The organism is Amycolatopsis samaneae, assembly GCF_039541975.1.
Lineage (GTDB): Bacteria > Actinomycetota > Actinomycetes > Mycobacteriales > Pseudonocardiaceae > Amycolatopsis > Amycolatopsis samaneae.
The window spans coordinates 152,453-165,625 of the sequence record NZ_BAABHG010000016.1; the positions used below are offsets into that span (position 1 = coordinate 152,453).

Consider the following 13,173-nt stretch of genomic DNA (forward strand, 5'->3'; position numbering starts at 1 on the left):
ACCGAGCCCGGGCCGCTGCACTAGGCTGGGCGCCGTGGAAGAAGAGTCCGAGCTGGTCACCGGCGAGGCGGTGGTGCTGGATCTGCGGGTGGCGAAGCTCGCCAGCCGCGGCGTGGCCATGCTGGTCGACGTTCTGGTGCAGGCCGTGCTGCTGTTCTGCGCGATCATGCTGATCACGCTGGCCATGCCGGTGGACGACGCGTCGCTGACCATCACGCTCATCCTGGTGCTGTTCGTGCTCGTGGTGATCGGCTACCCGGTGATTTTCGAGACGCTGACCAGGGGGAAGTCGCTCGGCAAGCTCGCGGTGGGGTTGCGGGTGGTGCGGACCGACGGTGGTCCGATCCGGTTCCGGCACGCGCTCACCCGCGCGCTCGCCGGGTTCTTCGTGGACTTCTGGGCACTCGGTTTCCTGGGCGCCGTCGCGGTGATCGTGTCGCTGGTTTCGCCCGACGGGCGGCGGGTCGGTGACTTCCTCGCGGGGACCGTGGTGATCCGCGACCGCGTTCCGGAGGTCCCGCGGGCCGGGATCATGATGCCGCCCGGGCTGGAGTCCTGGGCCGCGCACCTGGACCTGAGCGGGCTGCCGGACGATCTGGCGCTGGCGGTCCGGCAGTACCTTGCCCGTTGCGGCGAACTCCGGCCCGAAGCGGCCGAGGCGCTCGGGCACGGTCTCGCGGGGCAGGTCGCCGAGCGGATCGGAACCCCGGTCCCGCCGGGGATGCCGCTCTGGGCGTACCTGGCGGCGGTCCTGGCCGAACGCCGGAATCGCGACCACGCCCGCGCCATGGCCGCCGCGCCACCGTCCTACGCACAGCCGACGCCGTATGTTCAGCCTGTGCTGCACCCCTTGGCGCAGCCGGCGCCGTATGCGCAGCCGTTCGGCCAGCCGCGGACCTACGGTCAGCCACAGCCGTTGGCGCAGCCGTCGCCGTACGGCCAGCCGGTGCCGGACGGCCAGTCCTATGTACAGCCGTCACACGGACAGCCGTCCTATGGACAGCCGCAGCCGGAGCCCACGCCACCGCCGGAACCCGGCAGGCCCGAATCCGCGCCCCCGGCGGCCCCGGTCGAGAACCCGTTCACCCCGCCCAGCTGACGTTTTCCGTCGGCCCCTGCCCGTACCGTGTTCGGCAAGGGGGCCTTGGGGTGTCCTGAATCTTCCGTTCATTCCTTCAGTGGTCCGTGAATGCCACATTGAGGGACTCAGAGTCCCTCAATGTGGCATTCACGGACCACCTCTGACCTGCGGGAAGAGAGCAAGGGACCTTTGCTGTCGTTTTGCTGCGGATCCGCAGGTGGGGGGCGCGTTCAATGCCGTGAAGGCCCCCTTACCGGCGCTCAGTGCTGGTAAGGAGGCCTTCACGGGCTCACCAGGCGGTCAGGAGACGTCGCCGGAGCTGGAGTTCCAGGTGTTGCACTGTTGGTTCCGGTTCTTGGTGGCGCCGTGCTGCCACCAGGAGATGTTGTGCTTCGCGGTGCCGTGGTCGCGTTTTCCGTTGCGGGAGTAGTCGTCGCCGCGGTCCTGTGCGTTCCAGGCCTCGTTGTAGATGTTCCTGTCGACCGAGCCGCCGGCGGCCACGGCCGAGCCGAGGAACATCCCCGAGAAGCACTGCGCCTGCAGCTCCATCCGGCGCGAGAGCTCCAGCCCGGCCGCCGAGTCGGCGCCGGAGTCGTAGCGTTTTTCGCCGTAGGCCTCGGAAATCCCGGACATCGCCTGCACGTGGTGGCCGTACTCGTGCGCCAGGATGGACAGGTACGGCCCGGGGTGGTTGCCCCAGGTCTCGATCTCGATGCGGTTCATCGGCATGTAGATCGTGTGGTTCGTCGGGCAGTAGAACGGGGTGACGCCGGTGGCGGTGCCACCGCTGCCGCACGGCGTCGAGGACTCCGAGATCGACGCGGGCACCGACAGGTTCGGGGTCGAGAACGGCAGGTTCGCCTCGGACAGCGCTTTCGACCACATCGCGTCGAGACAGCGGATGCCGGACTGGAAGAACTGCTGGACGCTGGCCTGGTTGGTCGCCCACCGGCTCAGCGAGCACGGGATGTTCTGCAGCCCGCCGTTCGCCTGCGCGAACAGCGGGTTGTCGCCGAGCTTCGCCACCGAGCGCGGTCCGGTCTGCGTCGGCGCGGTCGACCGGGTCTCGGTGGAGCGTGTGCTGCGCGTGCCGGTGCTGCCGGTGCTCCGGGTACTCGACGACGTCGTGGAGGACGTCGTCGACGAAGAGGCGGACGTCGACGTGTAGCTGTAGGACGGGTACGTGCTGGAGTAGCCCGCGTCGGCGGTGTGGCGGGTGCTCCCGCCCAGCAGCGCGATCGCGGCCACCAGGCCGCCGCCGAGCGCGACGACGCCGATGAGGGCGACCGCGACGATCACGCCGGTGTTCGATTTCTTCGGCTGGTACGGCGCGTACGCGGGTGCGAAGCGCTGCCCGTACGGTTGCGGCGCCGGATAGCCGGGGCCCTGACCGGGACCGGCCGGGGGCGGGGGCAGCGGACCGGCCGCGGGTGGCGGCATCGGACGGCCGGGCGGCGGTGGCACCGGGCGCCGGGGCGCTCCCGGGGGCGGCCCGGCCGGCAGCCCCGGACCGCCGGGTCCCGGACCACCAGCGGACCCAGGACCAGCAGACCCAGGACCACGGCCGGGACCAGGACCACCGGGGCCGGGACCACCACCGAACCCAGGACCACCGGACCCGGGACCAGGACCACCAGGCCGTGGGCCCCCGGGCACGGGCCCAGGACCGGTGGGCGGCAACGGCCGGGCCCCGGGCGGCGGCAGCGGCCGCGCGCCCGGCGGCGGGAGCGGTGGCCGCCCGCCCGGCGGCGGCACCTGCCCGTGCCAGGGTCCCGGCGGGCCGGGCGGCTGTGTCATCGCGTGGAACCCATCGTGCGGAACCCCCAGTGCTTGTGCTTCGTCAAAGGCGACGACCTGCTGAGATCTCGCCGAACCGGGCGTCAGCATAGATCGAGTGCTCTAGGGTGTGGTGCTGTGTTGAGGAATTGGGGTGTGGCGTTCGCCCTTGCCGCCGGGGCGGTGCTGGCCGGTGCGGGTCCCGCGGCGGCGCAGGAGCCGGACGGCCCGTCGGCAGGCCCGACCATGCCGAACCTGCCCGCCGACCAGGTGCAGAAACCGCAGCTCGCCGGGGGGAACGTGCCCGGGCTCGACCAGCCGCCGCCGAACGGCACGGTCGCCGACGTCGCGCTCAAGCTGCTGCGCGACGGCGCCGTGTCGGTCACCGAAAAGGTGACCGTCCCAGGTGGACAGCAGGTCGTCTCGCGGGTTCCGCTGCGGGTTTCGGCGAGTGACGACCAGGACCGCGTGTTCGCCGTCCGCGACGTCAAGGCCGAGGGGGCCGCCACCGCGGAGGCCACCGGCGACCAGCTCGTGCTGACCTTCCGCGGCGGCGAGGCCACCGTGACCTACACGGTGGACGGCGCGGTCGCCGACGTCGGCGGGCAGCAGCAGTTCCGCTGGCAGGCCGCGAGCGGCTTCGACGGTCCGGTCGCGCGGCTCACCGCCTCCTTCATCGCGCCCGTGCCCCGGCTTTCCCCGATCGACTGCTTCTCCGGTCCGCTCGGCTCCAGCCAGCGCTGCACGCTGGCCGAGCTCGACCACACCGGCGTCGTGCGGGTCGAGCAGAACGACGTCCGCCCCGGCGACCGGGTCGACCTGCTCGTCGGGCTGCCGCCGGACACCGTGCCGGTGACCGCGAAGTTCGCCGAGATCGGACTGCTGGCCAACGCCTTCGCGCTGACCCCGCTCACCGGCATCGTCTTCGCCGTGCTCGTCCTGCTCCTGATCGCGGGCGCGGTCTATGTCTGGCGGCAGCGCAAGCGCGACGCCGGGGCGCTCACCACCGGCGCCGGGCCGGTCGAGGTCCTGCTGCGCGAGGGGGACCGGGTCTACTTCGCCTCGCCCGACGGCGTGTTGCCCGGCCAGGTCGGCACGGTGGTGGACGAGAGCGTCGACGTCGTCGACATCAGCGCCACGGTCGTCGACCTCGCCGTGCGCAACTACCTGTGGCTGGCCGAGGTTCCCGGCCCGGACGGCCCGGACTGGCAGCTGTCCCGGCGCAACCCGCCGGACGAGCACCTGCACGACTTCGAGCGCGCGGTGTACGAGACGCTCCTGCCCGAGGGCACCGACGCCGTGCTGTTGTCCCAGCTGCGTTCGCGCGGCGGGCTGGATCTGCGCCGGATCAGCGACGCGATGTATCGCGACGTGGTGTCCAAGCGCTGGTTCTCCCGGCGCCCCGACCTCAGCCGTACGAAGCTGACCTGGCTCGGCGCGGGCGTTTTCGGGCTCGGCCTCGTCGCCACCGCGGTGCTCACCTTCACCCTCGGCTACGCGCTGGTCGGCGTCGCGGTCGCGCTCGCCGGCCTGGCGATCGCCGCCGGCGCGGGGCTGCTGCCCTCGCGGACCGCGCGCGGCAGGGCGCTGGTCGGCCAGGTCCGCGGCCTGCTCGACTACCTGCACACCGCGCGGGCCGAGGACATCCCGGCCGCCGACCGCGAGATGGTGTTCTCCCGCTCGCTGCCGTACGCGGTGGTGCTCGGCGACACCGAACGCTGGCTGGGCACCTTCGCCGGGCTCAACCCCGGCGCGGACGGCGCCGCCGGGCTGTACTGGTTCGGTGGTCTGGAGTCCGAACGGGACCTGCGCCGCTTCGGCACGCACTTCCCGTCGTTCCTGACCGCGCTGGACGGGCTGCTCACCGAGTCGGGGCAGTTCCGCGCGCCCGCCAAAACGCGCTGAGCCGGTGACCGTCCGGCCCCGCGTGCTCGCGGGCGTGGTCGCGTTGCTGCTGCTCGCGTTCGCCCCGGCGGCCTCGGCACAGGTGCGGGCGCGACAGCAGCCGGACCAGCCGCCGCTGCCCGGGCTGCCGCGCAGTGCCGAGGTCCAGCTCAAGCTCCAGCGGGACGGCTCGCTTTCGGTGGCGGAGGCCGTCGCGGTGCCGAACGGTGCCACGATGGATCGTCGGGTGCCGCTGCGGGTTCCTTCGGCACACCACCGCGACCGGGTCTACGTCGTGCGCGACGTCGTCCTGGAGGGCAGCGGTTCCGCACGGCTCGACGGCGACGCGTTCACCGCGCACCTGACCGAGGGCACCTCGATCCTCCGGTACACAGTGGACGGTGCGGTCTCCGCGGATGAGGGCGGCGTCGAGCACGTCACCTGGCCGCTCGCCGGCGGCTGGGACTCCGAGCTCAAGCTGGTCCGCGCTTCCCTTGCCACCCCGGTGATCCCGGCCGCGGTGGACTGCGTGGCCGGTCCGGAGGGCTCCGGCACGCACTGCGGCGCGGCGCAGATCGACCACGCCGGGCTGACCCGGTTCAGCCAGCAGAACCTGCCCGCCGGGCAGCGGATGACGGCGACGGTGGAGCTGCCGCCGGGCACGGTGCCCGCGAACGCGAAGCTGGTGCCCTCGGCGACGATCGGCGGCGCGTTCGTCCTTACCTCGCCGGTGCTCGCGGCCTGGTGGGGATTCGCCGCCGTGCTGCTCGCCGCGGCGGTGCTGGTGTGGTCGGCACGGCGCCGCGACGCGCGTCCCGGCGACCCGCTGCCGGTCGAGCTGGTCGCCGGTGAGGGCGCGTTCGCTTCGCCGGACGGGGTGCTGCCCGGTCAGGCGGGCACGGTGCTGACCGGCCGCGCCGGGCCCGCCGATCTGGCCGCCACGGTGCTCGATCTGGTGGTGCGCAACTACCTGTGGGTGAGCGCCGAGGACACCGCCGACGGCGGCTGGCGGCTCACCCGCCGCAATCCCGCCGACGAGCACCTGACCGGCTTCGAACGCGCGGTGTTCGCACTGGTACTGCCCGAGGACGAGGACTCCGTGACGCTGGCCGAACTGCGGCGGCGCGACCTCGACGTCGGTCAGGTGGGGGACGCGCTCTACGACGGCGTCGTGGCGCGCGGCTGGTTCTCCCGGCCGCCTTCGCGGCGGCTCGGACGGCTCGGCCGGGCCGGGATCCGGATCGTGTGCTACGGGCTGTTCCTGACCGTCCTGCTCGCGCTCACCGTCGGGTACGCGCAGTTCGGCGTGATCCTCGCACTCGCCGGTGCCGCCGCCGTCGCCGCGTCGGCGCTGCTGCCCGCCCGGCGGGCGAGCGGCCGGGAACTGCGCCGCAGATTGCTCGGGCTGGGCGAACGGCTCGCCGGGACCAGGGCGAAGTCGATCGGGAAACCGGACCGCGAGCTGGTGTTCTCGCGCGGCCTGCCCTACGCGCTCGCGCTGGGCGAACTCGGGGCGTGGACCTCGACGTTCGCGGAGATGAAGCATCCGCCGCCCGTCTACTGGTGTGCGGAGGAGGTCCCGATCGGGCGCGCCGGGGCGTTCGCGGACGCGCTCACCGGTGTCTTCGCGGCGGCCCGGCGCGGCAGGCTGTTCGCCGACGTCGCCTGAGCACCGTGCCCGATGCCGGGTGTCGGTCCTTGGCCGTAGGGTGGGGTCATGGCCGATCCCGAGCTCGTCCGCTTCACCCTCGACAACGGATTGCGCGTAGTGCTCGCGCCCGACTCGACCGCGCCCGTTGTCGGCGTCAGCGTGCACTACGACGTGGGCTTCCGCTCCGAGCCGGAGGGACGCACCGGCTTCGCGCACCTGTTCGAACATCTGATGTTCCAGGGCAGCGAGAGCCTGGAGAAGCTCGCCCACTTCCGGCACGTGCAGTCCAGCGGCGGCACCTTCAACGGGTCGACTCACCCGGACTACACCGACTACTTCGAGGTGCTGCCCTCGGCCGCGCTGGAGCGCGCGCTGTTCCTCGAGGCCGACCGGATGCGCGCGCCGAAGCTGACCAAGGAGAACCTGGCCAACCAGATCGACGTGGTGAAGGAGGAGATCCGCCTCAACGTGCTGAACCGGCCCTACGGCGGGTTCCCGTGGATCCTCCTCCCGCCGGTGCTGTACTCCACGTTCCCCAACGCGCACAACGGTTACGGCGGGTTCGAGGATCTGGAGCAGGCCACCATCGAGGACTGCGCGGCCTTCTTCGACACCTACTACTCCCCGGCGAACGCGGTGCTCACCGTCGCGGGTGACTTCGAGGCCGGGAACGCCCGCGCGCTGATCGAGAAGCACTTCGGCGACGTCCCGTACCGCCCCGCGCCGGTCCGGCCGTCCTTCGGCGAGCCGCTGCCCACCACCGAGCTGCTCGGCGAGCACGTCGATCCGCACGCCCCGCTGCCCGCGCTCGCGATCGGCTACCGGATGCCGGACCCGATCAACGACGTCGAGAGCTACCTGGCCTACCTCGTGCTGGCGGGCGTGCTCACCGACGGCGACGGATCCCGGCTGCAGCAGCGGCTGGTGCACCGCGAGCCGCTGGTCGTCGACGTCGGCGCGGGCGCCGGGCTGTTCGGTCCGTTCGAGGCGCGTGATCCGGACACCTTCACCGTCACGCTGATTCACCCGCACGAGGTCTCGCGGGAGCGGGTGCTCGCGGCGCTCGACGAGGAACTGGAGAAGCTGGCCGCGACACCGCCCGGCGAGCAGGAACTGAAGAAGGTCACCGCGCGCTGGGCGGCGAGCCTGCACTCCGAGCACGACAGGCTGGTGTCGCGCACGCTCGCGCTGGGTGCGTTCGAGCTGCTCTACGGCGACGCCGCGCTGGTGTACCGGCTCGCCGACAGGATGTCCGCGGTGACCGGCGAAGCGGTGTCGGCGGCGGCGAAGGCGCTGCGGCCGGACGCGCGCGCGGTACTGGTGATCAAGCCCGCGAACGGGAATGGGGAACAGCAGTGAGTTCTGCGACGCATCGCACCGCCGAGGAGATCGGCCGCACCGCGCTCGGCCCGCGTCCGCTGCCCGCGCTCGGTGCGCAGCGGGCCGCCGCCGATCTGTCCCATGTGGACACCACGCTGGGCAACGGGCTGCGGGTGCTGGCCGTGCGCAAGGCGACCGTGCCGCTGGTCGAGGTCCGGCTGTGGATCCCGTTCGCGGGGGAGGACCGGCTGCACCCGGCCACCGCCGAGGTACTGGCCGAGACGCTGCTGACCGGCACCGAGCGGCGCGACCGCATCGAGATCGACGCCGAGCTGGCGCTGATCGGCGGCGATCTGTCCGCGGGCGTCGACCCGGAGCGGCTCGTCATGTCCGGTTCGGCGCTGTCTTCCGGGCTGCCGACGCTGCTGGACGTGCTGGGCGACGTGCTGACCGGAGCGTCCTATCAGGACAATCAGGTGGCGCGGGAGCGGGAGCGGCTGATCGAGCGCATCGCGGTGTCGCGGACGCAGCCGCGCACGATCGCGCGTGAGGCGCTGCAGAAGCACCGCTACGGCGATCACCCGGCCACCCGCGAGGTGCCGCAGGCCGAGGACGTCGCGGAGGTCGTGCCCGAGCAGGTGCGCGCGCTGCACGCCGCGTCGGTGCTGCCGAGGGGTTCGGTGCTGGTGCTCGTCGGGGACATCGATCCCGATGGCGTCATCGGTGAGCTGGAGCGTGCCTTCGGCGGCTGGTCCTCGGACCGCTCCGCCGTCCGTCTCCCGGCGCTGCCCGAGCTGACCGGCGGGGACCTCCTGCTGGTGCCGCGTCCCGGCGCGGTCCAGTCGCAGCTGCGGCTGTCCGCGCAGGCCCTGCCACGCACGGACGAGCGGTACGCGGCGCTGCAGCTGGCGAACCTCGCGTTCGGCGGGTACTTCTCCTCGCGGCTGGTGGAGAACATCCGTGAGGACAAGGGATACACCTACAGCGCGCACTCCGGGTTCGAGTTCACCGGCGGGACCGCGGTGCTCAACGTCGACGCGGACACCGCGAGCGACGTGACCGCGGCGGCGCTGCTGGAGACCCGGTACGAGCTGGGCAGGCTGGGCCTGGTGCCGCCGACCGCCGAGGAGTTCGAATCGGTGCGGCAGTACGCGATCGGCTCGCTGCTGACCTCGACGTCCTCGCAGACCGGGCTCGCCGGCCAGCTGCTCGCGCTGGCCACCACCGGCCTCGGCGCCGAATGGCTGGCCGAGCACCCCGCGCGGGTGGCCGCCGTGACCGCGGAGGACGTGGCCGCCGCGGCACTGGAGTTCTTCGCCCCCAAGCGGTTCACCGGGGTGATCGTCGGGGACGCCGACCTGCTCGCGCCGAAGCTCACCGCGCTCGGCGACGTCCGGGTGGGCGAGACCGTGGTGGGCGAGACAGCGGAATGAGCGAAGCTTGCGAGCGAATCATGGTTATCATGCGCCATAAGAGATTGAGCACTGTCTCGCGAAGCGAGTCGATCGCATGAGTAGCACTGCTCCGTTCACGCTCGGCTCGCTGCCGACGCTGTCCCGGTCCACTGTGGACCGTCAGGAGTCGTTGCGCACCAACCCGGAGCGGCTGGTCAAACGCTGGCCGGACGCCCGGGTGGTGCTGCTCGACGACACCGGGCGGACCCCGGTGCTCGAAGGCGGCAAGACCCTCGCCACCCGCGAGACCGGTGGATTCGGCACCGAACCCCCGCCCGAGGCGGCGTTCCTCGGCGAATGGGAGGGCGTGGACTACTGGTCGATGCCCGGTGCCCCCGCCGAGGGCGGCGAAACGGTCCGGATGTCGGGCAGCTGGGGGATGGTCGAAGAGGTCCTGCGTGTCGACGGCGAGTTCTGGGTCGATCTGCGGGGGTACGGCGATCTGCTGGACGACACCTCCGCCGGTCTGTTCACCACCGCGCAGGCGTTGCGGAACTGGCGGCGCCAGGCGAGGTTCTGCACGCGGTGTGGCGGGCCGACCGAGCTGATCCAGTTCGGCTGGGCGAGCCGGTGCGCCACCGACGGGCGCGAGGAGTACCCGCGCACCGACGCCGCGGTGATCTGCCTGGTGCACGACCAGGAGGGCACGAACGGCGAGCACGTCCTGCTGGCGCGGCAGCCGATCTGGCCGCCGCAGCGGTACTCGGTCCTCGCCGGGTTCGTCGAGGCGGGGGAGTCGCTGGAGAACTGTGCCGTGCGGGAGATCCGCGAGGAGGTCGGCGTCGAAATCTCCGGCGTGCGGTACCTCGGCAGCCAGCCGTGGCCGTTCCCGCGCTCGATCATGCTCGGCTTCGCCGCCCGCGCCGACCGGTCGGCGCCGCTGACCCCGGCCGACGGCGAGATCGAGGAGGCGCTGTGGGTCTCGCGCGATGAGGTCCGCGCCGCCTTCGCGAACAGCCAGACCCGCAACGCGGGAGCCGTCCCCACCCCGATCGCCGGGGGCAAGGCGCAGCTGATCCTGCCGGGCAACTCGTCGATCGCCCGCGTCATGCTCGCCGCCTGGGCCGAAGCCGAGGCGTAGCCCCTCCCGCGAGTCCCCTTTCAGGCGCCCGAGTACTCCACTCGGGCGCCTGAATCGTTCGCGGGGCCGAGGTGCTGAAGGCGCCTTCAGTGCGTTCCATGCACTGAAAGCGTCCTTCAGCTCACCCCGCGCACACGGCGCCCCCAAGCGTTACCGCTCCGTTTCCCGGAGCCGTTGACGGCGTGTGCTCCGGCTCACTACAGTCCCCGGAAACCGTATGTAAAGTATCCTAATTAAGTCCGGGAGTGTGTGCGTGCGAGCCGGTAGCCCGCGGATGCTGCGCGAGATCAACGATCGCGCCGCCATCGAGGTCCTCCTCCGGGAAGGACCGCTGACGCGCGCGGAGCTCGAGGTCGCCATCGGCCTGTCGAAGCCGGCCACCGCCCAGCTGCTCACCCGGCTCGAAGCGGAAGGCGCCGTCGGGAAGGCCGGGGTGCGTGGCGGCGGGCGCGGGCCGCGGGCGCAGTTGTGGCAGGTCGTCGGCAGTCTCGCGTACGTCGCGGCGGTCGACCTCACCCCGAAGGCGGGCGACTTCGTCATCGCGGACGTCGCCGGGCAGGTGCTCGCGGAGCTGCGGGCGCCGCTGCCCGCGCACGAGGGCGCGGACATCGTCGGAGAGTTCGGGAAAGCGCTTTCCGAGGCCACGCGGCTGGCCGGGCTCACCCTGCCGGACCTGGCGAACGTCGTGATCGGCGCGCAGGGCGCGTTCGATCCCCGCACCGGTTTCCTGTCCTCCGCCCCGCACATCCCCGGCTGGCTCGGGTTCGACGTGCCCGCCACGCTGAGCGAACAGCTCGGCGTCGAGGTCACCATCGAGAACGACGTCAACCTGGTCGCGGTCGAGGAGATGACCGTGGGCCGCGCGGCCGGGCTCGACGACTTCGCCATGGTGTGGCTGTCCGAGGGCGTCGGCGGCGCGGTCGTGATCGGGCGGCGGCTGCTGCGCGGCGCGACCGGCGGTGGCGGCGAGATCGACTGGATGCGCGTGCCCGATCCGGTTTCGGTCGATACCGGTGAGCGGCATCCCCGGGCCGGGTCCCGTTTCGGTGACCTCGTCGCTTCGCCCGCGGTCGCTCGCTTGGCCGCGGCGCACGGTCTCATCGCGGAGAGCGGTTGGGACGCTGTCGCGCTCGCACGGCGCGAGGGCAGCGAAGCCGCGGACGCCTTTCTCGACGATCTCGCGCGCCGGGTCGCGGGTGGCGTGGCGAGCCTCGTGGCCGTCGCGGATCCGCAGCTTGTGTTGCTGTGCGGGGAAACCAGCCGCGCCGGTGGCGAGGACTTCGCCGCCAGGGTCGCGCTGCGCCTGCACGAGCTCGTCCTGCCCCGCACCCCGGTCGGCGTCGCCTCGGTGGCGGGCAACGCCGTGCGTGCCGGGGCGTTGCAGTCCGCGCTCGCCACCGCCCGCGAGGACGTCTTCGGCGTCAGCGCCCCCATTCTCCTCGGGCCGCGCAGGCCCGGGGGAGGAGCACCCGGTGCGGCCGTGGCGCTCCCGGACACCAGCCCCACCCCGTCCCCTGCCCCGACCGATTGAGGAGGAGGGTCATGTCCCGCACGACCCGAATCGCCGGCACCGCGCGCAAGCGCGGCACGTTGCTGGCCTGTACCGCCGCGGCGCTCGCGCTGCTGACCACCGCCTGTTCCGGTGCCGCCGCGCCGAGCGGCGGCACCGGGCAGGCCGCCGCCGCGCCCGGCAAGGACGACAAGCTCACGCTGACCGTCTACAGCAAGTTCACCTCGCGCGAGTACGAGGTGGTGACCAAGGCGCTGGGCAAGCTCAAGGCCAAGTACCCGAACATCGAGGTCAAGCACGAAGGCAACCAGGACGACGACAAGATCACGCAGTCGATCCGCGGCGGCAACCCGCCGGACGTCGCGATCTCGTTCTACACCGACAACCTCGGTGCCTGGTGCTCCAACGGCAGTTTCCAGGACCTCAAGCCCTACATCGAACGCGACAAGATCGACCTGAACCAGATCCCGGACGCGGTGCGCAGCTACACCGAGTACCAGGGTAAGCGGTGCGCGATGCCGATGCTGTCGGACGTCTACGGCTTCTACTACAACAAGGACATGTTCGCCGCGGCCGGGCTCTCCGCGCCGCCGAAGAACACCACCGAGTTGTTCGAGGCCGCGAAGAAGCTGACCCAGTTCAACCCGGACGGGTCGATCAAGGTCGCCGGGTTCATCCCGACGATGCCGTTCTACGCCAACATGGCGCAGTACTGGGCGCCGAACTTCGGGGCCAAGTACCTCGGCCAGGATGGGAAGTCCCACCTGGCCGAGGACCCCGGCTGGAAGGCGATGTTCGAGTTCCAGAAGAAGCTCATCGACTTCTACGGCGGGCACCAGAAGCTGGAGCAGTTCAAGTCCGGTCTCGGGGACGAGTACTCGGCCGACCACGGTTTCCAGCGCGGCAAGCTGGCGATGATGATCGACGGCGAGTACCGCACCGCGTTCATCAAGGACCAGGCGCCGGACCTCAAGTTCGCCACCGCGCCGCCGCCGGTGCTCGACTCCATCGCCGGCCAGTACGGCGGCGGGTTCACCACGGGCACGATCATCGCGATTCCCAAGGGCGCCAAGAACGCCGGTGCCGCCTGGGAGCTGATCAAGCAGATGACGCTGGACACCGACACGCTGGTGGAGCTGGCGAACGGGCTGAAGAACGTGCCCAGCACCAAGGCTTCGCTGACCGATCCGAAGCTGAAGCTCGGTGACGAGTTCAAGACGTTCCTCGACATGTACGACAGCGGGAAGCTGGTGCCGAACCCGTCGACGCCGATCGGTGACGCGCACCTCAAGGCCGTCAACGACTTCGCCGAGAAGTGGCAGGCCGGCGGGGTGCCCGATCTGACCGAGGGGCTCAAGAAGGTCGACCAGCAGGTGAACGACGAGCTGGCGCAAAAGGGCTCTGGCGGCTGAGGGC

General features: G+C 71.7%; 9 protein-coding genes. 8 read left to right on the forward strand and 1 reads right to left on the reverse strand.

Features of this window, described 5'->3' with window-relative positions:
* Positions 1-34 precede the first annotated feature (34 nt).
* Positions 35-1,099, forward strand: coding sequence for an RDD family protein (locus ABD987_RS35255; RefSeq protein ID WP_345404438.1), 1,065 nt, complete (start codon positions 35-37; stop codon positions 1,097-1,099).
* A gap of 282 nt (positions 1,100-1,381) precedes the next feature.
* Here the strand turns inward: ABD987_RS35255 and ABD987_RS35260 are convergent, their stop codons facing one another.
* The gene (locus ABD987_RS35260) at positions 1,382-2,545 is read right to left on the reverse strand and encodes a neutral zinc metallopeptidase (RefSeq protein ID WP_345404441.1); all 1,164 of its coding nucleotides are present in this window, start codon (positions 2,543-2,545) and stop codon (positions 1,382-1,384) included.
* A gap of 450 nt (positions 2,546-2,995) precedes the next feature.
* Here ABD987_RS35260 and ABD987_RS35265 point away from each other — a divergent pair, with 450 nt between their 5' ends.
* From ABD987_RS35265 to ABD987_RS35295, 7 genes are all read left to right on the forward strand, one after another.
* Positions 2,996-4,762 carry a DUF2207 family protein gene (locus tag ABD987_RS35265; protein WP_345404444.1) on the forward strand — a complete coding sequence of 589 codons (1,767 nt, stop codon included), beginning with the start codon at positions 2,996-2,998 and terminating at the stop codon, positions 4,760-4,762.
* A 4-nt stretch (positions 4,763-4,766) separates the two neighbouring features.
* On the forward strand, positions 4,767-6,410 hold the full coding sequence (locus ABD987_RS35270; protein WP_345404447.1) for a DUF2207 family protein: 1,644 nt from the start codon (positions 4,767-4,769) through the stop codon (positions 6,408-6,410).
* A gap of 48 nt (positions 6,411-6,458) precedes the next feature.
* On the forward strand, positions 6,459-7,751 hold the full coding sequence (locus ABD987_RS35275; protein WP_345404450.1) for a M16 family metallopeptidase: 1,293 nt from the start codon (positions 6,459-6,461) through the stop codon (positions 7,749-7,751).
* On the forward strand, positions 7,748-9,145 hold the full coding sequence (locus ABD987_RS35280) for a M16 family metallopeptidase (protein WP_345404453.1): 1,398 nt from the start codon (positions 7,748-7,750) through the stop codon (positions 9,143-9,145). Before ABD987_RS35275 ends, ABD987_RS35280 begins: the two co-directional genes overlap by 4 nt.
* Before the next feature lie 76 nt (positions 9,146-9,221).
* Positions 9,222-10,247, forward strand: a complete 1,026-nt coding sequence (nudC, locus tag ABD987_RS35285; protein ID WP_345404456.1) for an NAD(+) diphosphatase — start codon at positions 9,222-9,224, stop codon at positions 10,245-10,247.
* 274 nt (positions 10,248-10,521) lie between these two features.
* A complete protein-coding gene (locus tag ABD987_RS35290) occupies positions 10,522-11,778 on the forward strand; it encodes an ROK family transcriptional regulator (RefSeq protein WP_345404627.1) in 1,257 nt (418 codons plus the stop codon).
* An 11-nt stretch (positions 11,779-11,789) separates the two neighbouring features.
* Complete coding sequence (locus tag ABD987_RS35295; RefSeq protein WP_345404459.1) at positions 11,790-13,169, forward strand: ABC transporter substrate-binding protein; 1,380 nt, start codon at positions 11,790-11,792, stop codon at positions 13,167-13,169.
* The last annotated feature ends 4 nt before the right edge of the window (positions 13,170-13,173 follow it).